The organism is Streptomyces sp. AC558_RSS880 (assembly GCF_019049255.1).
In the GTDB taxonomy this organism is placed as follows: domain Bacteria; phylum Actinomycetota; class Actinomycetes; order Streptomycetales; family Streptomycetaceae; genus Streptomyces.
On sequence record NZ_JAGMUJ010000024.1, the window covers coordinates 1 to 19,326 of the forward strand.

Sequence of the window (19,326 nt, forward strand, 5' to 3'; positions counted from 1 at the left end):
GCGCGGGGGTGGGGTTCGGCGGGGTGGCGGGGTTCGGCGGGGTGGCGGGTGGCTTTCGGGACGGGTCCGGCTTCTTCCGCGGGTCCTCGGTGGCCGCGCGGCCTCCGGGGAGGGCCAGGAGGAGGGTGCGCCGGCAGTGGCGCAGGAGGGCGGCGGCGGTGGGGTTGCCGTGCAGGGCCCGGAGGGCGGCCAGGTCGTCGGCGTGGGGGCGGTATCCGGCGCCCAGCGCCTCCTCCAGGAGCGCGAGGTAGCCGGCGGCGGTGCCGGGGAGGGCGGCGCGGTAGCGGCCGAGGTCGGCCAGGAGGAAGGCGCGCAGCCGGGCACTTTCCCGCGTTGCCTCGTCGAGGTCCGCGGCGAGGCGGAGGCAGTCCTGGAGGTCGTCGGCCGGGGCGGGGGTGGGGTACAGGGCGAGGGCGAGAGCGCGGCGGAGCACGCGCAGCTCCTCGGCGCCGAACGCCATGCCGCCGCGGGGTCCGTAGGGCGTGGGCATGCCCCGACGATACGGGCTAATCAGACAAACACGACGTGTGGCGCTGGTGTGGCGTCGGGTGCCACCCGGGTGGGCGGGATGCCTGCGGCGCATCGTTCGGGTCCGGTGGGGGCGTGCGTAGCGCCCACGGTGGGTGGGCGGGTCGGGGCCCGCTTCGGAGGTGTCCGTCCGCCGCTCCCCGCTCCCCCGTTCCCGCGGGCAGTCGTGCCTCCCCCAGTGCCTCAAGGGCCTGGGAGGTGCTCCCAGGGCGGCACGGGTGGGCGGTGGGGGTACCTCCCGCTCATGGGGGTCCCCCCGCTCGAGCGAAGCCGAGAGTGGGGGAGCAGCCGAGAGTGGGGGAGGCACCCCGCCAGCGCCGGGCCGCGCGAACACCCCCGGCCCACACCACCGCGGGGCACCCGCGAAGCGCCGGGCCGCGCAGACGCCGCGCGCGTCACAGACGTGACACGTTGCGTTCGTACACCAGGCGCAGCCCGACCAGCGTCAGCCACGGCTCGTGCTCGTCGATGACCGAGCTCTCGCCCAGCACCATCGGCGCCAGCCCACCCGTCGCGATGACCGTCACGTCATCGGGATCGTCCGCCAGCTCGCGGGCCATCCGGTTGACCACGCCATCGACCTGACCGGCGAATCCGTAGATGATGCCGGACTGCATCGCCTCGACCGTGTTCTTGCCGATCACACTGCGGGGACGCGCCACCTCGATCTTCCGCAGCTGGGCGCCGCGGACGCCGAGTGCCTCGACGGAGATCTCGATGCCGGGGGCGATGACGCCGCCGACGTACTCCCCGCGCGCGCTGACCGCGTCGAACGTCGTCGCCGTGCCGAAGTCGACGACGATCGCCGGACCGCCGTAGAGGTCGACCGCCGCGACCGCGTTGATGATGCGGTCCGCGCCGACCTCCTTGGGGTTGTCGGTGAGGATGGGGACCCCGGTCTTCACGCCCGGTTCCACGAGGACCGCGGGGACGTCGCCGTAGTAGCGGCGGGTCACCTCGCGGAGTTCGTGCAGGACCGACGGGACCGTCGCGCAGATCGCGATGCCGTCGATGCCGTCGCCCAGTTCGTCGCCCAGCAGCGGGTGCATGCCCATCAGGCCCTGGAGGAGGACCGCCAGCTCGTCGGCCGTACGGCGCGCGTCCGTGGAGATGCGCCAGTGTTCGACGATGTCGTCGCCGTCGAAGAGGCCCAGGACGGTGTGCGTGTTGCCCACGTCGATCGTCAGCAGCATGGCCGGTCCTACTCCGCCGCTCGCAGGTCGAGGCCGATGTCGAGGATCGGCGAGGAGTGGGTGAGGGCCCCTACCGCCAGGTAGTCGACGCCCGTGTCCGCGTACGCCTTCGCGTTGGCGAGGGTGAGGCGGCCGGAGGCCTCCAGGGCGGCGCGGCCGTCGACGAGGGCCACCGCCTCCTCGCACTCGCCGGGCGTGAAGTTGTCCAGCAGGATCAGGTCGGCGCCGGCGTCCAGGACCTCGCGGAGCTGGTGCAGGGTGTCGACCTCGACCTCGATCGGGACGTCGGGGAAGCGTTCGCGGACCGCGTTGAAGGCCTCGGCGACACCACCGGCGGCCACCACGTGGTTGTCCTTGACCAGGGCCGCGTCCGAGAGGGACATGCGGTGGTTGACGCCGCCGCCGCAGCGCACGGCGAACTTCTCCAGGCTGCGCAGGCCGGGAGTGGTCTTGCGGGTGTCGCGGACCTTCGCCTTGGTGCCTTCGAGAACGTCCGCCCACGCGCGCGTGGCCGTCGCGATGCCCGACAGGCGGCACAGGAGGTTCAGGGCACTGCGTTCCGCGGTGAGGAGGTCGCGGGTGCGGGTCGTGACGGAGAGCAGGGTCTGGCCCGCCTCGACGCGGTCGCCGTCCTCCGCGTGGCGCTCGACCTCGAACTCCTCCGTGCAGACGACCGACATGACCGCCTCGGCGATCCGGAGACCGGCCACGGTGCCCGCCTCCCGCGCGGTGAAGTCGGCGGTGGCGACGGCGTCCTCCGGGATGGTCGCGACCGTGGTCACGTCCACGCCGTGGGCCAGGTCCTCCTGGAGGGCCACGTTGGCGATGTCCTCGACCTCGACGGGGTCGAGGCCCGCGTCGGCCAGGAGCTGGGCGAGCGCGGGGTCGAGGCCGCACTCCAGGTAGGTCTCCTCGTCGGCACCGCAGGCGCAGCCGTCGCCACAGCCGCCGGAGGGAACGAGGGGAAGGTCGGGGGTGGTCACTGCTGTCACTGCTCCTGGGCCTGGGGGAGGGTCGGGGGGAAGTCTGTGGTGTCGGTGGTGTGCGCCGCCAGCGATCGGTCCGGATTCAGCCGTACGACGATGTGGCGGCGCCAGGTCGTGTCGTCGCGCTCGGGACGGTCCTCGCGCCAGTGGCAGCCGCGGGTCTCCTCGCGCCGCAGCGCGGCGGCGACCAGGACGCGGGCCACGCACAGGAGGTTGGTGGCCTCCCAGGTGTCGACGCCGGGCTCGGCGGTCTTGCCGTTCTCGTCGAGGGCGTCGCGCGCTTCGGCGTGCAGGTGGTGGAGACGGTCGGCGGCCTCGGAGAGCGACGCCTCGGAGCGCAGGACGCCCGCTCCCCGGGTCATGATCCGCTGGATGGTGAAGCGTGCCTCCGGGGGGAGGAGGGGGTACGCGGGGCGCTCGGTGGTGGGCAGCGGTTGCGGCACGCGGGGGTGGAGGGTTCCGGCGCGTGCGATGTCGGCGGCGATGCGCTCGGCGTAGACCAGGCCCTCGAGGAGGGAGTTGGAGGCGAGGCGGTTGGCGCCGTGCACACCGGTGCAGGCGACCTCGCCGCACGCGTACAGGCCGGGCACGGTGGTGCGGCCGTGGGAGTCGGTGCGGACGCCGCCGGAGGCGTAGTGGGCGGCCGGGGCGACCGGCACGGGCTCGGTGACCGGGTCGATGCCGTGCGCGCGGCAGGCCGCGAGGATCGTGGGGAAGCGGTGTTCCCACATCTCGGCGCCGAAGTGGCGGGCGTCGAGGTACATGTGCTCGGTGTCCTGCTCCCGCATGCGGCGCATGATGCCCTTGGCGACGATGTCGCGCGGGGCGAGTTCGGCGAGCTCGTGCTGCCCCTGCATGAAGCGCACGCCGTCGGCGTCCACCAGGTGGGCGCCCTCGCCGCGTACCGCCTCGGAGACCAGCGGCTGCTGGCCCTCCGCGTCCGGGCCGAGGAAGAGGACCGTGGGGTGGAACTGGACGAATTCGAGGTCGCTCACCTCGGCGCCCGCGCGCAGGGCGAGGGCCACGCCGTCGCCCGTGGAGACGGCGGGGTTCGTGGTCGCCGAGAAGACCTGGCCCATGCCGCCGGTCGCCAGGACCACGGCGGGGGCGTGGACCGCCCCCACGCCGTCGTGCTGGCCCTCCCCCATGACGTGCAGGGTGACGCCGGCGGTGCGGCCGTCGGCGTCGGTGAGGAGGTCGAGGACGAGCGCGTTCTCGACGGTGCGCATCCCGCGTGCGCGGACCGCCTCGACGAGGGCGCGGGAGATCTCCGCGCCGGTGGCGTCGCCGCCCGCGTGGGCGATGCGGCGGCGGTGGTGGCCGCCCTCGCGGGTGAGTTCCAGGTCGCCGTCGGCCGACTCGTCGAAGTGCGCGCCGGTCTCGATGAGGCGGCGTACGGCGTCGGGGCCCTCGGTGACGAGGATCCGGACCGCTTCCTGGTCGCACAGGCCCGCGCCGGCGACCAGGGTGTCGTCCAGGTGCTGCTCGGGGGTGTCGCCCTCGCCGAGGGCCGCGGCGATGCCGCCCTGGGCCCAGCGGGTGGAGCCGTCGTCGAGGCGGGCCTTGGTGACGACCACCGTCGTCAGGCCGGCGGCCTCGCAGCGCAGGGCGGCGGTGAGGCCGGCGACGCCGGAGCCGACGACCACGACGTCCGCGTCGATGGACCACCCGGGCGCGGGCGCGTGCAGTCGTATGCCTGTGCTGGTCACGAGGCGGCTCCGAAGGTTCCGAAGGTCAGGGGGATGTTGTCGATCAGGCGGGTGGTGCCCACGCGGGCGGCCACGGCGAGGACGGCCTCGCCGGTGAAGTCGTCGCCGATCTCGGTGAAGTCGGAGGGGTCGACCAGGGCCAGGTAGTCCAGGGCGAGGGGCGGCGTGAGGCGGGCGGCCTCGTCGAGGACCAGGCGGGCGGCGGCGAGGACGGCCGCCGGGCCGCCGGCGGCCGTGGCGACGGCGTGCGCGTCGGCCGCCGCGCGGGACTCCCCTATGGCGCTGAGTGCCTCGGCACGCGCGCGCGTGGAGGGCACTTCGCTGGCCCGCGCGCGCAGCGCCTGCTGGGCCGCGTGCCGGTCGCGGCCCGCGAACAGGGCCTGGGACAGGGCGAGCGCGGTGCGCCGCTCGGCGGCCGAGAGGTAGCGGTTGCGGCTGGACAGGGCGAGCCCGTCCTCCTCGCGGACGGTGGGCACGCCGACGATCTCGACGCCGAAGTTCAGGTCCCGCACCATGCGGCGGATCAGGGCGAGCTGCTGGGCGTCCTTCTGGCCGTACAGGGCGACGTCGGGGCGGGTGAGGTGGAGCAGCTTGGCGACGACGGTGAGCATGCCGTCGAAGTGGCCGGGGCGCGCGGCGCCCTCCAGGCGTTCGCCCATGGCCCCCGCGCGGAGGGTGACCTCGGGCCTGCCACCCGGGTACATCTCGTCGGCCGACGGCGCGAACACGATGTCCGCGCCCGCCTCCTCGGCGGTCTTGAGGTCGGCGTCGAGGGTGCGCGGGTAACGGTCGAGGTCCTCGCCCGCGCCGAACTGGAGCGGGTTGACGAAGACGGTGACGATCACGAAACCGCCGCGGCCGACGTGTTCGCGGGCGGCGCGGATCAGCGTCGCGTGGCCCTCGTGCAGGGCGCCCATGGTCATCACGACGGCGGTGCGGCCCGGCACGGCGAAGTGCCCCAGGACGTAGTCCAGGTCGTCGAAGGTGGGTACGAGTTCGAAGTCGGGCTTCATCGGTCTCCCCCGTTCTCGGGCAGCTCCGCACCGTCGGCGAGCACACCCAGCAGATCTTCGGCAAGTTCGGGCTTCAGCAGGCCGTGGGCGAGGGCGCGGTCGGCGGTCGCGCGGGCCATCGCCAGGTAGCCGGCGACGGCCCCCGGAGCGTGCCGGCGCAACTCGGTGACGTGCGCGGCGACCGTGCCCGCGTCACCGCGCGCGACCGGGCCGGTGAGGGCCGCGTCACCGGAGCGCAGGGCGTTGTCCAGGGCGGCGCCGAGCAGCGGGCCGAGCATCCGGTCGGGCGCCCCGACGCCGGCGGCGCGCAGCAGCTCCAGGGACTGGGCGACCAGGGTGACCAGGTGGTTGGCGCCCAGGGCGAGGGCCGCGTGGTAGAGCGGGCGGTTCTCCTCGGCGATCCATTCCGGCTCGCCGCCCATCTCGACGACGAGGGCCTCGGCGGCCAGTCGCAGCTCCTCGGGGGCGGTGACGCCGAAGGAGCACCCGGCGAGGCGCTGCACGTCGACGGGGGTGCCGGCGAACGTCATCGCGGGGTGCAGGGCGAGCGGCAGGGCGCCGGCCCGCAGGGCGGGGTCGAGGACCTTCGCGCCGTACCGCCCGGAGGTGTGCACCAGCAGCTGGCCCGGCCGCACCGCGCCGGTGTCGGCGAGTCCGGAGACCAGCTCGGGCAGGGCGTCGTCCGGGACGGTCAGCAGGACCAGCTCGGCCCGCTGGAGCACCTCGGCGGGCGGCACCACCGGCACGTCGGGGAGCATCCGCTCGGCACGCCTGCGGGAGGCGTCGGAGACGGCGGAGACGGCCACCGGGCGGTGCCCGGCGAGCTGGAGGGACGCGGCCAGGACGGGGCCCACGCGTCCGGCGCCGACGACGCCGACGGTGAGCCGCGCGGGGCGGCCTTGGGGATCTGGCTGTGGGGTTGTGTTCACGCGACGGCGGCCTTCCCGTTCCAGTCCGCTCGGGGTACCGGACGATTTCTCGTCATGTTAACGCGATCGGTTCCGGGGGCGGTCGGTTGTCCACAGGCTGTGGGTTTCCGTGCGCCGTCGTGGCACACGCGCGTGCGGAAATGGTGCGGCACGCGCGCGTGCGGCGTGGACCTCCGCGCGTACGGACATGCGCGGACGGACATGCGCGGACGGAAATGGGGGTGCCCGCGCGGACGGGGACACGGGATGATCGCGCGCATGAGTGATACGGACGGCACGAGTGACACCACGACGGTGCGGGACGAGCGGGAGCCCGGCCCGGAGGCGGACGGCGAGTCGCGGCCGACGTTGCGCGAACGGCGGATCGCCGCCTGGCGCGGTGCCCCGCGCGTGCTCGCGCGCCTCGGCTTCGTCGCCCCGCTCCGGGAGCGGCTGGCGCTGCTGGAGGCCGCGGGGAGTGTGTACGACCTCGACGAGATGTCCGACATCTACGGCAACGGTGTCGTCGAGGCCCTGGAGAAGCGGGTCGCCGGTCTGCTCGGCACCGAGGCCGCCGCGTTCTTCCCGACCGGCACGATGGCCCAGCAGGTGGCCCTGCGCTGCTGGGCCGGACGTACCGGCAGCCCGGCAGTCGCCCTGCATCCGCTCAGCCACCCCGAGGTGCATGAACGGAACGCGTTCAGCCAGGTCAGCGGGTTGCGGCCGGTGCACGTGTCGAGCGAGCCCCGGCTGCCCACCGCCGAAGAGGTCCGCGACTTCGAGGAGCCCTTCGGGGCGCTGATGCTGGAGCTGCCGCTCAGGGACGCCGGCTTCGCGCTGCCCACGTGGGAGGAGCTGACGGAGGTCGTGGACGCCGCGCGGGAACGCGACGCGGTCGTGCACTTCGACGGGGCCCGGCTGTGGGAGTGCACCGAGCACTTCGGCCGGCCGCTGGAGGAGATCGCGGGCCTCGCGGACAGCGTCTACGTGTCGTTCTACAAGTCCCTCGGCGCGTTCGGCGGCGCGGCCCTCGCCGGTCCCGCGACGCTGGTGGAGGAGGCGAAGGCCTGGCGGCACCGGTACGGCGGGAACCTCTTCCAGCAGTTCCCGACCGCGCTGTCGGCGCTGATCGGCCTGGACCGGGAGCTGCCCCGGCTGCCGGAGTACGTCCGGCACGCGCGCGTGGTGGCCGCCGCGCTGCGCGAGGGCCTGGAGGCAGGGGGGTTGCCCTGGTTCCGCGTCCACCCGGAGGTGCCGCACACCCACGACTTCCAGGTGTGGCTGCCGTACGACGCCGATGTCGTCGTCGAGACGGTGATCCGGGCGGCCGAGGAGACGGGAACCGTGCTCTTCGCCAACCACTGGGACTCGAAGGGGCCGGGGCTGTCCTTCACGGAGGTGTACGTGCGCGCGGCGGGCCTGGAGTGGACGGCCGACGACGTACGGGCGGCGGCCGAGGAGTTCGCGCGGCGACTGGTCCGGGACTGACGGTTCCCCGCCCCCGGGGACAGGACGGGAAGGGGCGGCGGGGGCGAGGAAACCTTCGTTCAGGCCCGGCGCGGTCGGGGTGCACCATGTGGGCATGAGCGTGAGCATCGACATCACGGGGCTGCGGCCGGAGAGGATCGCCGTCGTGCCCTCCCCCCTGGCCGAGCTCGGCATGGCGCTGCACGCGCTGTCCGAGCCGTCGCACCATCCGGGGCTCCAGGGCTGGGTGACGGGCGTGACCGCGCGGCTGGACCCGCACCTCGCGGACCGGATGTGCGAGGCGGACTTCCTGTGGCGGACGACGTTCTCGGACCTGTTCCTGCCGAGCGCCGGCATACCGGGTCGCGTGACGCTCCCGGGCGAGACGCTCGTCGAGGAGCTGGACCTGCTGGACAAGCTGTCCGACGAGCAGTTCGTGGGCGCCGCCCTGGAGTTCACCTGCGCGCTCCCCTACGGTGCTCCGGGCGCGGGCCCGCTCACCGACGAGGGGCTGCGGCGCCGCTCGCTGGAGCTGGCCGCCGCGCGGGGGCCGCGTCAGACGGAGTTCACCGAGCGGCTGCTCGCCGACCCGCCGCGGATCAGGGCCTGGCTGCGGCAGTTCCTCCAGGACTGCGACGAGGCGTTCTTCGCCGAGACGTGGTCCCGGCTGCGGCATCAGCTCGCCGCGGACACCCGCCACAAGACCGACCTGCTCCGGCACAAGGGGCTGGCCGAGGCGCTGGCCTCGGTGTCCCCCGCGGTGACGCTCGACGGGACCGGCGGCCGGATCAGCGTGGACAAGCTGGGCGACGGCCGTACGGCCACGGGTGACGGCGGGCTGCTGCTGATCCCCACCAGCCTCGGCTGGCCGCACCTGATGGTGCTGCACCGGTACGGCTGGCAGCCGGTGCTGCACTACCCGGTCGGCTCCGCCGAGCCGGCCGCCCCGCCGACGGTCGAGCAGCTGGCCCTGCGGATGACCGCGCTGTCCCACCCGGTCCGCATGCGCATGTGCCGCAACCTCGCCCGCAGCGCGTACACCACCGGCGAGCTGGTCCAGGTGCACGGCATGACGGCGCCGGAGATATCCCGGCACCTGGGCGTGCTGAAGAAGGCCGGCCTGGTCACCACGCGCCGCCGTGGGCGGTACGTGCTGCACCAGCTGGACGTGGCGGTCGTGGCCCGGCTCGGCAGCGACTTCCTGGAGGGGATCCTGCGCTGAGGGCGCGTACGGCGTCGGTCAGCCGAAGCGGATGTGGCGGATGCCCACGCCCGCCTGCCGCAGCCGGGTCCGCAGCCGGCCCTCGTGGTGGGGGAGCGGCTTCAGCCCGGCCAGGACGGCGATGCGGTCCGCCGTCTTCGGCACCGTGGTGTGGTCGGTCCACAGGCGCTCGGCGAACTCCGGTTCGCTCAGCCGCTCCAGGCAGTGGTCGAGCCGCTGCACCGCCCGGCTCTCCCGGCGCGGGGAGGCGTTGCCCAGGGCGGCCCCGAGGAGGTGGCCGAAGCCGCGCTCGCGCAGCCGCCGCAGCACCGTCGCGCGCTCGGCGAGGAGGGTGAAGTGGCGCACGTCGTGCCCGAGTTCGCGCAGCCGGTCGACGGTCTCCGCGACGTGCCCGGAGTCGGTGACGGTCATGGGGGCGATCACCACGCCGTCGTGCCCGGTCAGCGCGAGGCCGAGCACCTCGACGACGCCCTGCCGCCAGGCCCGCAGGTCCTGGAAGCCGCCGCGCAGTCCGGGCGGCAGCATGCGGTGCGGGCCGAACCCGGGGTGCTCCGGGTCGCAGAGGACGCTGCCCGGCAGGCGGCGCCGTATCTCGTGTGCGGGCACCCGTCGGACGGATCGCCGCCCCCGAAAGGGCCGTTGATCCACAGCAGCACGCGCGCACCCTACCGGCGCGCGGCCGTCCGTTCAGCCGTGTCCGCCGGCCCGCACCAGACCCGTCTCGTAGGCGAGGACCACCACCTGCACCCGGTCGCGCAGGCCCAGCTTGGTCAGGATGCGGCCCACGTGGGTCTTCACGGTCGCCTCGGACAGCACCAGCCGGGCCGCGATCTCGCCGTTGGACAGGCCCTGCGCGACCAGCACCATGACCTCCCGCTCGCGCTCGGTGAGGCGCTCCAGCTCCTTGTGCTCGGGCTGCTTGCCCGTGCTGGGCAGCATCGGCGCGAACCGGTCCAGGAGCCGGCGGGTGGTGGACGGGGCGACCACGGCGTCGCCGCTGTGCACCGCGCGGATCGCGGCGAGCAGCTCGCCCGGCGGCACGTCCTTGAGCATGAAGCCGGACGCGCCCGCCTTGAGCCCGGAGAAGGCGTACTCGTCGAGGTCGAAGGTGGTGAGGATCAGCACCTTCGGCGGGTCGGTGTCCGCGCAGATCCGGCGGGTCGTCTCCACGCCGTCGAGCTTGGGCATGCGGACGTCCATCAGCACCACGTCGACGGCGGTGGACCGCAGCACCTCCAGGGCCTCGACGCCGTTGCCCGCCTCCGCCACGACGTCCATGTCCGGCTGGGCGGCGAGCACCATCCGGAACCCGGTGCGCAGCAGCACCTGGTCGTCGACGAGCATCACGCGGATCGTCATCGGGGCCTCTTCCATTCGGTCGTCAAGTCGTCGCAGGGGGTGTGACAGGTGTCAACAGGGGGCGTGCGCGGGCGTCAATGCGCGGGTTTGAGCGGCAGCAGCACACTGATGCGGAATCCTCCGCCGGGACGCGGGCCCGCGTCCAGGGTGCCGCCGACCATGCCGACCCGCTCGCGCATGCCGATCAGGCCGTGGCCCTGGCCGTCGAAGCCGCCCTCCTCGTACAGCTCGTGCGGGGCGCCCTTGCCGTCGTCCTCCACGAGGAGGCCAAGACCGTCGTCGAAGTACACCAGGCGCACGCTGGCGCCCGCGTTGGGCCCGCCGTGCTTGCGGGTGTTGGTGAGCGCCTCCTGCACGATGCGGTACGCGGTGAGCTCGAGACCGCTGGGCAGCGGGCGCGGAGTGCCCTCGACCTTGAAGTCCACCGGCAGCCCCGACCCCCGGCACTGCTCGACGAGGTCCTCGATCTGCTGCACGTCGGGCTGCGGCACGTACTCCCCGGCCTCCTGGTGCTCGCCGGTGCGCAGCACGCCCAGCAGGCGGCGCATCTCGGCGAGGGCCTGGCGGCCGGTGGAGGAGATCGTCTCCAGGGCCTTCTTCGCCTGGTCGGGGGCGGCGTCGAGGACGTAGGCGGCGCCGTCGGCCTGCACCACCATCACCGACACGTTGTGGGCGACGACGTCGTGCAGCTCGCGGGCTATCCGGGCGCGTTCGGCGGCGACCGCGACCTTGGCCTGCGCCTCGCGCTCCTTCTCCAGCCGGGCGGCCCGCTCCTCCAGCTGGGCGAAGTACGCGCGGCGGGTGCGGATGGAGTCGCCGAGCACCCAGGCGAGGGCGAAGGGCACGGCCTGGAGGATCATCACGGCGATGTTGGCCGCCACGCTCACGTCTTCGTTGAACCAGCGCAGCTGCGCCAGCGGGGCCGCGCACAGGCCGCCGGCCAGCGCGAGGCGGGAGGCCCAGCGGGCGCCGACCGCCGCGACCGTGTAGACGATCACCAGCAGGGCGAAGTCGGCGGGCAGTGTCGCCACGTCCGTGATCAGCTGCCCCACGCCCACGACGAGGGCGAGGACCAGCATCCGCTCGGGCATCCGGCGGCGCAGCGCGACGACCAGCGACAGCAGCAGCACGACCGGCACGGTGAACGCGGGCAGCTCCGTCCCCCGGGACTCCTCCACGATCGCCCCGCCAAGGACCGAAATCCCGAACAGGACCACGGCCCAGAAGCCGTCGACCCACGTCGGGTGTCTGCGGAGGAAATCGTAGAGGCGCTGCACGTAACCCAGCGTAGGGAAGCGAAATGCGTGCAGGGGTCAACCGGAGGACCGATCCCCGGTCGGCACGTGTACTCCGCAAGGTGGAGGCCCGGCCCGTCCGCGCGCTTAACCTGGGCCGGTGACGACGGTGACGACGGGGGTGTGGAACCGGTGACGGCAGGGGCTGTGGAGGGCGGCGGGCGGGGCTGGCGGGCGGCGGCCCAGGACGCCCTGTACGGCCCTGGCGGCTTCTACCGCGGGCCCGGCGCGGGCCCGGCCGGGCACTTCCGTACGTCCGTGCACGCCTCGCCGCTGTTCGCTCGCGCGGTGGCGCGGCTGTTGTGCCGGGTCGACGAGGCGCTGGGGCGGCCAACGGTGCTCGACTTCGTGGACATGGCGGCCGGGCGGGGCGAACTGGTCACCGGTGTCCTCGCCGCGCTGCCCGCCGACGTGGCACCGCGCGTACGCGCGTACGCCGTCGAGCTCGCCGGCCGGCCCGCCGGGCTGGATCACCGGATCGAGTGGCGGGCCGAGCCCCCGGAGGGGATCACGGGACTGCTCTTCGCCAACGAGTGGCTGGACAACGTGCCCGTGGAGGTCGCCGAGGTGGACCCCTCGGGCGTACCGCGGCTGGTGCTGGTGCGGGAGGACGGGACGGAGCGGCTCGGGGAACCGGTCGCGGGCGCGGAGGCCGAGTGGCTGGCACGGTGGTGGCCGCTGGGGGCCGGGGAAGGGCTCCGCGCGGAGATCGGGCTGCCCCGGGACCGGGCCTGGGCGTCGGCCGTCGGCACGCTCGCGCGGGGGCTCGCCGTCGCCGTGGACTACGCGCACACGGCCGCCGCGCGGCCGCCGTTCGGGACGCTCACCGCGTTCCGGGAGGGGCGGGAGACGACGCCCGTGCCGGACGGGTCGTGCGACCTCACCGCGCACGTCGCCCTGGACGCGTGCGCCGCGGCCCCCGCGCTCCCCGGCACGCGCCTGCTGACCCAGCGGGACGCCCTGCGCGCCCTGGGCATCAGCGGCGCACGCCCCCCGCTCGCGCTGGCGTCCACCGACCCGGCCGGGTACGTACGCGCCCTCGCGGGCGCCGGCGAGGCCGCCGAACTCACCGCGCCGGGCGGACTCGGCGACTTCGGGTGGCTGGTGCAGCCGGTGGGGACCGCGGACGTACGGGACCTATTTGTCGATGTCGCCGACGACGAAGAACAGTGACCCGAGGATCGCCACCATGTCCGCGACCAGCGTCCCCGGCAGCAGTTCGGTGAGCGCCTGGATGTTGTTGTACGACGCCGAGCGCAGCTTCAGCCGGTACGGGGTCTTCTCGCCCTTGCTGACCAGGTAGTAGCCGTTGATGCCGAGCGGGTTCTCGGTCCACGCGTACGTGTGCCCCTCGGGCGCCTTGAGCACCTTCGGGAGCCGCTGGTTGACCGGGCCCGGGGGCAGCTCGGCGAGCCGGTCGAGGCAGGCGTCGGCGAGGTCGAGGGCGTTGTGGGTCTGCTCCAGGAGGCACTCGAAGCGGGCGAGGCAGTCGCCCTCCGCGCGGGTCACCACCTTCAGGACGCCGCCCAGTTCGCCGTAGGCGAGGTACGGCTCGTCGCGGCGCAGGTCGAAGTCGACGCCGGAGCCCCGCGCGATCGGCCCGCTCACGCCGTACGCGTGCACCGCCTCCGGCGACAGCACGCCGACGCCGCGCGTGCGGCCGCGGAAGATCTCGTTGCCGAGCACCAGGTCGTCGAAGCGGTCCATGCGGGAGCGGACGTCGGCGACGGCGCCGCGCGCGCGTGCGGTCCATCCGGCGGGGAGGTCCTCCTTGAGGCCGCCCACGCGGTTGAACATGTAGTGCATGCGCCCGCCGGAGACCTCCTCCATGACGTGCTGGAGCTCCTCGCGCTCCCGGAAGGCGTAGAAGATCGGGGTGATGCCGCCCAGTTCCAGCGGATAGGAGCCGAGGAACATCAGGTGGTTGAGCACCCGGTTCAGCTCCGCGAGCAGCGTGCGCAGCCACACCGCGCGCTCGGGGACCTCCATGCCGAGCATCCGCTCCACGGCGAGGACCACGCCCAGCTCGTTGGAGAACGCCGACAGCCAGTCGTGGCGGTTGGCCAGCATGATGATCTGGCGGTAGTCGCGGGCCTCGAACAGTTTCTCCGCGCCCCGGTGCATGTAGCCGATCACGGGCTCCGCGTGGACGATGCGCTCGCCGTCCAGGACGAGCTTCAGCCGCAGCACGCCGTGCGTGGACGGGTGCTGGGGTCCGATGTTGAGCACCATGTCGGTGCTCTCCGCCGCGCCGCCGATACCGACCATGGTCTCCGTCGTAGGAGTCATGAACACAGTCTCCCCTACGTACGCTGGCCCTATGGAGACGGGGAGCCCGCACGGCACGGGGACGGCGGGAACGGGCGGGCCGGCGGCCTGGGGCGGCGGGGAGCCGGTGTGGCTCGCGCTGCCCCCGGGGCTGCTGAGGATGCGGCGGTTGCTGCTGGTGGTGTGGCTGGGGCTGCTGCCCCTGGCCACCGCACTGGTGCCGGGGCTGCTGGCCGGGCCCGGCTGGGCCGCCTTCGCGTTGCTGCCGCTGACCCTGCTGATCTGGGGCTGGGTGCTGCTGGAGCGGAACTGGCGTTCCTGGCGGTACGCGGAGCGCGCCGACGACCTGCTGATCAGCCGGGGCGTCCTGTGGCGCCGGGAGACCATCGTGCCGTACGGGCGGATGCAGCTGGTCGAGGTCACCTCCGGGCCCGTGGAACGGCACTTCGGGCTGGCCAGCGTGCAGCTGCACACGGCGGCGGCGGCGACCGACGCCACCATCCCCGGCCTCGACCCGGCCGAGGCGGAACGGCTGCGCGACCGGCTCACCGAGCTCGGCGAGGCCCGATCGGCGGGGCTGTGACGGCCCCCGACGTCCACGAGGACGTACACGACCAGCCGCCCGTGACCGAGAGGCGGCTGCACCCCGTCACACCGCTCAGGCGGGCGTGGGCGCCCGTCGCGGTGCTGATCGGGTGGGCGCTGCACGACCCCGACCAGGCGCAGCGCCAGCTGACCCGGCTGACGACCACCACCCTGCTGATCGGTCTCGCCGTACTCATCCCGGCGGCCGCCCTCTACGGCTTTCTGACCTGGTGGTTCACCCACTTCGCGGTGACCGAGAGCGAGCTGCGCATCCGGACCGGGCTGCTGTTCCGGCGCACCGCGCACATCCGCCTTGAGCGGATCCAGGCCATCGACGTCACCCAGCCGCTGCTCGCGCGGGTGGCGGGCGTGGCGAAGCTCAGACTCGACGTCATAGGCACCGACAAGAAGGACGAACTCGCCTTCCTGGGCGCCGACGAGGCGCGTGCGCTGCGCGCGGAACTCCTCGCGCGGGCGGCGGGTTTCGCGCCGGAGACCGCGCACGAGGTGGGCGAGGCGCCGTCCCGGCAGATGCTGCGGGTGCCACCGGGCGTCCTCGCCGTCTCCCTGCTGCTGACCGGGGCGACCTGGGGCTGGCTCCTCGTCGCCGCCGTCGTGGTGCCGCTGCTGTGGACGGCCACCCACAGCCTGTGGACGGTGCTCGCCGCGGCCGTGCCGCTGCTCGGCGCCGCGGGTGCGAGCAGTGTGGGCCGGTTCGTCGCCGAGTACGACTGGACGCTGGGCGAGTCGCCCGACGGGCTGCGCATCGACCACGGGCTGCTGGACCGGGCGCACGAGACGGTGCCGCCGGGGCGCGTGCAGACCGTACGACTGGTCGAGCCGCTGCTGTGGCGGCGGCGCGACTGGGTGCGGGTGGAGCTGGACGTGGCGGGTTCGCCCAACTCCCTGCTGCTGCCGGTCGCTCCGCGCGAGCTCGCCGAGTCGGTCGTCGCGCGGGTGCTGCCCGGGGTGAGCGTGCCCCCGCGCGAGGCGCTCTCCCGGCCTCCGCGCCGCGCGCGGTGGTGCGTTCCGTTGTGGTGGCGGGGCTACGGACTCGCCGTCACCGACGCGGTGTTCGCCGCCCGCCACGGACTGCTGCGACGCAGCCTGTCCCTGGTGCCGCACGCCAAGGTGCAGAGCGTACGGCTGGTCCAGGGCCCCTGGCAGCGGGCCCGGGGCGTCGCGGACGTCCACGTGGACACCGGCGCGAACAAGTCGGTGACGGCCCGCCTGAGGGACGCGGCGGAGGCGGCCGCCCTCCTGCGGTCCCAGGCGGAGCGCTCCCGCACCGGCCGCAGGGACGCCCGCCCGGACCGCTGGATGGCCTGACCCGCACGGATGGTGCACGGAGGTGGGAAAAGGCCGCACAGCGGCCGTGGGAGCCCGTCCCGGTCGGCGTTCCGCGCGGTGTGCGCGTGCGGGCGCGGCGGAACGCCGACGGGCCCCGCGCGGTGTGCGCGGGGCCCGTCGGGGTGGCCGGTGGTTCAGGCGCTCGCGCTGCGCAGGCCCTCGACGTCGATGTGTTCCGTCTCGTCGTGTGCCGTCAGGTCGATGACCTGGCCGACACCGCGCGCCTCCTCGTCGGCGGGCTTGAACCGCGCCTCGGCGTCCGCCTTGTGCAGCGCGAGCGCCTCCTGGCCGACGACGTCGGCGAGGTCCTCGTTCTGCACGGCGTCCAGGGCGGCGCCGTCCGTGTCCTTCTTCGTCCCGAAGAAGTCGAAACCGCCCTCGGACACCTGCCGCCGTACCGGTACGGTCGGCGGTACGACCGCCACCGCCGTCGGCACGGTGAAGTGCCCGGAGGGCTGCCGCGCGGGCTGGGCCGGGGAAGCCGCCGGCGCGGGGGAGGCGGTCGTGCGCTCGTGCTCGTCGACCGCCTCGGCCTGCCCCTCGGCCTCGCCCTCCTGCGCCCTCTCCTGCTCGGACCGCCTCGTGGACTCGGGGCCGTCGTCCTCGGGACCCTCGGGGGCGTCGTCGCCCTTCGGGGAGCCACCGTCCTCAGGGCTCGTGGGAGCGTCGTCGCCCTTCGGGGAGCCGTCGTCCTTCGGGGAGCCGTCGTCCTTCGGCGTGTCACCGGTCCGGGCGCCGTCGGCCGGACCGGACGCCTCGTCGGTCCGTACGTCCGTGTCGGCGCCGTCCTCCGCGGCGTCGGCGAGCCGTGCCAGCGCCGCGTCGGCGCGCAGGAACAGCTTCGACCCCTCCGGCGAGAAGACGGAGGGAGCCGCCGGCACCTCCCCGGCGACGGCCTCGTCCTGCTCCACCGTCGCGGACGCCTCCGCGTCGTCGGGCGCCACCGACGGTCCCGCCGGCAGGGCGCGGGCCGGAACCGCGGCCCCTATCTCGAGCACCCGGCGCTCCTCCAGGACGCTCGCCCGGTCGACCTCCGACGCGGCGTACCGCCGCAGCAGAGCCGCGTGCTCGTTGCGCAGCCCGGCGAGTTCCGCGCGCTTGGCGCGCAACCGCTGCTCCAGTTTCGCCCGCAGCTCGCGCGACTCCTCGAGGTCGGACTCCAGTTCGGCGATCCGCTCCTCGAAACGCCATTCGTCACTCGCACGCGCGCGCGTGAGCTCGGCGACGCGTTTGCCCGCCTGGGTGTCCCAGTGCCGCATGACGACGGCGCCGCCGATCGCCGTGGCCGCGGCGGCCGCGGCCAGGACACGGAGCACCATCGGTTGCGTGAACACCCAGGGCCCCAGGGCGCAGACGACGGACACGCCTGCGATCGCCGACGGGGGCAGCATCCTGTGCAGGGGCGGGGAATGACGGTGACGTCCACGTGGCATGGCCAGAAACTTACCGCGCGTAGGCGAATGTTGGTGCCCCGCCCCGTAAAAACAAAGCCACACCGAGGCTTTCACAGGGCATCAGGGAACGCACACCACACGTGAATAGACGTATTGCCCAATTATCAAGATCATTTATTGCCCCGTGAACCGCCCACCGAACTTCACCCAGTGAACTCCCGTTTCCCCGGCCGCTTTGCCCGCGCGGTGAACCCCTCCCCCGAAACACCGCCCCGGAGGGTGCAATGTCACCGGATGCCCGAATCGGCACCGGCGCGAAGGCCCCGCGCGGAACCACAGGGCGCGCCGCCGGCCCGGCGCACTCCCCGTCCTCCGCCGCCATGGGCCGCTCGGAGACGGCGGCGAGGCGCGGACCCGGGAGACCGGACCGGACGTCCGGGAACCCGGTGACGAGGCGGCGGTGGACGGCCGGAACTCCTCCCTCGCCACGGCCGCGGGACCCGGGCACAACGTGTCCGTGCCCCGGAAGGCCCCTGGACGCCCCGTCCGGCCCGGGGCACACCCTCGCCCCTTGCTGGGCCTACGCTGAACATATGAGCAACCACAGCGGACCCCGCCAGGTCGCGGGCCTTCCTCACCGGGACCGCTGCGCGGTCATGGGAGTCGTGAACGTCACCCCCGACTCCTTCTCCGACGGCGGCCGCTGGTTCGACACGACGACCGCCGTCAAGCACGGCCTCGACCTGGTCGCCCAGGGCGCCGACCTGATCGACGTCGGCGGCGAGTCCACCCGGCCCGGCGCCACCCGCGTCGACGAGGCCGAGGAGCTCAAGCGCGTCATCCCCGTGGTCCGCGGCCTCGCCGCCGAGGGCGTCACGATCTCCGTCGACACCATGCGCGCCTCCGTCGCCGAACAGTCCCTCGCGGCCGGCGCCGCCCTGGTCAACGACGTCAGCGGCGGACTCGCCGACCCCGCCATGATCCCCGTCGTCGCCGCCGCCGGCGCCCCCTTCGTCGTCATGCACTGGCGCGGCTTCCTGGAGGGCGGCAACATCAAGGGCGTGTACGCCGACGTGGTCGCGGAGGTCGCCGAAGAACTCCACGCGCGCGTGGAAGCCGTCCTGGAGGGCGGAATCGCCGCCGACCGTGTGATCGTCGACCCCGGCCTCGGCTTCTCCAAGGGCGCCGGCCACGACCTGGCCCTCCTCGCCCACCTCGACCGCGTCCTGGCCCTCGGCCACCCCGTCCTCGTCGCCGCCTCCCGCAAGCGGTTCCTCGGCCACGTCCTGGCCGGCCCGGACGGCGCGCCCCCGCCCGCGCGGGAACGCGACGCGGCCACCGCCGCCGTCTCCGCCCTCGCCGCACAGGCCGGCGCCTGGGCGGTCCGCGTGCACGAGGTACGCGCCACCGCGGACGCCGTACGGGTCACCCGCGCCATCGCGCAGGCGCGCACGGCGGACACCACACCCCCCGAACCCGGCGCGCACGGCGCAGAAGGAGCCCGGTGAGCGCGCCCCACACCGATGTCGAGCACGTCGAGGCCGCCAACACCGCCTTCTACGAGGCGCTCGAGAGGGGCGACTTCGAAGAGGTCGCGTCGCTCTGGCTGACCCCCGGCGACCTCGGCGTCGACGAGTCGTACCACGACCCCGCGGACACCGGCGTGGTCTCCTGCGTGCACCCCGGCTGGCCCGTGCTCACCGGACGCGGCGAGGTGCTCAGGTCGTACGCCCTGATCATGGCGAACACCGACTACATCCAGTTCTTCCTCACCGACACGCACGTCTCCGTCACCGGCGACACCGCCCTGGTGACCTGCACCGAGAACATCCTCAGCGGTGGCCCCGCCCCCGAGGCCGGCGAGGAGCTCGGCCCCCTGGTCGGCCAGCTCGTCGTCGCCACCAACGTGTTCCGGCGCACCCCGTCCGGCTGGAAGCTCTGGTCCCACCACGCCTCCCCGGTCCTCGCCGAGGAAGAGGACGACGAGGACGACGACACTCCGGCCTGAACGGGTAGACGGACCTCAGGGCCCGTCGCCCCTCACCAGAA

17 protein-coding genes and 1 pseudogene are annotated in these 19,326 nt (G+C 74.0%); 7 read left to right on the plus strand and 11 right to left on the minus strand.

All coding sequences use genetic code 11. The annotated features are described in order from the left end of the window. The 6 genes from KUM38_RS09350 to KUM38_RS09375 form a co-directional block, all read right to left on the minus strand. Positions 1-490, minus strand: a 490-nt coding sequence (locus KUM38_RS09350) for a hypothetical protein (protein ID WP_254396925.1), incomplete at its 3' end; no start/stop codon positions are given. A gap of 433 nt (positions 491-923) precedes the next feature. Continuing rightward, entirely contained in the window at positions 924-1,721 is a 798-nt protein-coding gene (locus tag KUM38_RS09355) for a type III pantothenate kinase (protein WP_217128834.1), read from the minus strand. Positions 1,722-1,729: 8 nt separating this feature from the next. Next, positions 1,730-2,704 carry a carboxylating nicotinate-nucleotide diphosphorylase gene (nadC, locus tag KUM38_RS09360; protein WP_217128835.1) on the minus strand — a complete coding sequence of 325 codons (975 nt, stop codon included), beginning with the start codon at positions 2,702-2,704 and terminating at the stop codon, positions 1,730-1,732. Between the two features lie 5 nt (positions 2,705-2,709). After that, positions 2,710-4,416 (minus strand): L-aspartate oxidase, encoded by a 1,707-nt coding sequence (locus tag KUM38_RS09365; protein ID WP_217128836.1) that lies wholly within the window; start codon positions 4,414-4,416, stop codon positions 2,710-2,712. Further along, positions 4,413-5,429, minus strand: a complete 1,017-nt coding sequence (panC, locus tag KUM38_RS09370) for a pantoate--beta-alanine ligase (protein WP_217128837.1) — start codon at positions 5,427-5,429, stop codon at positions 4,413-4,415. The genes KUM38_RS09365 and panC overlap by 4 nt, the downstream gene beginning before the upstream one ends. Beyond that, a complete protein-coding gene (locus KUM38_RS09375) occupies positions 5,426-6,358 on the minus strand; it encodes a Rossmann-like and DUF2520 domain-containing protein (protein WP_217128838.1) in 933 nt (310 codons plus the stop codon). The genes panC and KUM38_RS09375 overlap by 4 nt, the downstream gene beginning before the upstream one ends. A gap of 246 nt (positions 6,359-6,604) precedes the next feature. Between KUM38_RS09375 and KUM38_RS09380 the strand changes: the two genes are divergently transcribed. Both KUM38_RS09380 and KUM38_RS09385 read left to right on the plus strand, forming a co-directional pair. After that, positions 6,605-7,825: a low specificity L-threonine aldolase gene (locus KUM38_RS09380; protein ID WP_217128839.1), complete on the plus strand. Its 1,221-nt coding sequence runs from the start codon at positions 6,605-6,607 to the stop codon at positions 7,823-7,825. Between the two features lie 94 nt (positions 7,826-7,919). Then, positions 7,920-9,026, plus strand: a complete 1,107-nt coding sequence (locus tag KUM38_RS09385) for a DUF5937 family protein (RefSeq protein ID WP_217128840.1) — start codon at positions 7,920-7,922, stop codon at positions 9,024-9,026. 18 nt (positions 9,027-9,044) lie between these two features. Here KUM38_RS09385 and KUM38_RS09390 read toward each other — a convergent pair. The 3 genes and pseudogenes from KUM38_RS09390 to KUM38_RS09400 form a co-directional block, all read right to left on the minus strand. After that, a pseudogene (locus tag KUM38_RS09390) lies at positions 9,045-9,682 on the minus strand (ATP-binding protein). A 31-nt stretch (positions 9,683-9,713) separates the two neighbouring features. After that, the gene (locus KUM38_RS09395; protein ID WP_073936742.1) at positions 9,714-10,385 is read right to left on the minus strand and encodes a response regulator transcription factor; all 672 of its coding nucleotides are present in this window, start codon (positions 10,383-10,385) and stop codon (positions 9,714-9,716) included. Positions 10,386-10,459: 74 nt separating this feature from the next. Continuing rightward, the gene (locus KUM38_RS09400; RefSeq protein ID WP_217128842.1) at positions 10,460-11,662 is read right to left on the minus strand and encodes a sensor histidine kinase; all 1,203 of its coding nucleotides are present in this window, start codon (positions 11,660-11,662) and stop codon (positions 10,460-10,462) included. 150 nt (positions 11,663-11,812) lie between these two features. Here KUM38_RS09400 and KUM38_RS09405 point away from each other — a divergent pair, with 150 nt between their 5' ends. Continuing rightward, positions 11,813-12,853, plus strand: coding sequence for an SAM-dependent methyltransferase (locus tag KUM38_RS09405; protein ID WP_308408935.1), 1,041 nt, complete (start codon positions 11,813-11,815; stop codon positions 12,851-12,853). Here KUM38_RS09405 and KUM38_RS09410 read toward each other — a convergent pair. Then, positions 12,818-13,969, minus strand: coding sequence for an NADH-quinone oxidoreductase subunit D (locus tag KUM38_RS09410; RefSeq protein WP_217128844.1), 1,152 nt, complete (start codon positions 13,967-13,969; stop codon positions 12,818-12,820). The genes KUM38_RS09405 and KUM38_RS09410 overlap by 36 nt on opposite strands. 31 nt (positions 13,970-14,000) lie before the next feature. Here KUM38_RS09410 and KUM38_RS09415 point away from each other — a divergent pair, with 31 nt between their 5' ends. Beyond that, positions 14,001-14,531 (plus strand): PH domain-containing protein, encoded by a 531-nt coding sequence (locus KUM38_RS09415; RefSeq protein WP_217128845.1) that lies wholly within the window; start codon positions 14,001-14,003, stop codon positions 14,529-14,531. Then, positions 14,528-15,862 carry a PH domain-containing protein gene (locus tag KUM38_RS09420; RefSeq protein WP_217128846.1) on the plus strand — a complete coding sequence of 445 codons (1,335 nt, stop codon included), beginning with the start codon at positions 14,528-14,530 and terminating at the stop codon, positions 15,860-15,862. The genes KUM38_RS09415 and KUM38_RS09420 overlap by 4 nt, the downstream gene beginning before the upstream one ends. Before the next feature lie 155 nt (positions 15,863-16,017). Here KUM38_RS09420 and KUM38_RS09425 read toward each other — a convergent pair whose 3' ends face one another. After that, positions 16,018-17,316 carry a hypothetical protein gene (locus KUM38_RS09425; protein WP_254396926.1) on the minus strand — a complete coding sequence of 433 codons (1,299 nt, stop codon included), beginning with the start codon at positions 17,314-17,316 and terminating at the stop codon, positions 16,018-16,020. A 554-nt stretch (positions 17,317-17,870) separates the two neighbouring features. Here KUM38_RS09425 and folP point away from each other — a divergent pair. Next, the gene (gene folP / locus KUM38_RS09430) at positions 17,871-18,785 is read left to right on the plus strand and encodes a dihydropteroate synthase (RefSeq protein WP_217128847.1); all 915 of its coding nucleotides are present in this window, start codon (positions 17,871-17,873) and stop codon (positions 18,783-18,785) included. Then, entirely contained in the window at positions 18,782-19,285 is a 504-nt protein-coding gene (locus KUM38_RS09435) for a nuclear transport factor 2 family protein (protein ID WP_217128848.1), read from the plus strand. The genes folP and KUM38_RS09435 overlap by 4 nt, the downstream gene beginning before the upstream one ends. The last annotated feature ends 41 nt before the right edge of the window (positions 19,286-19,326 follow it).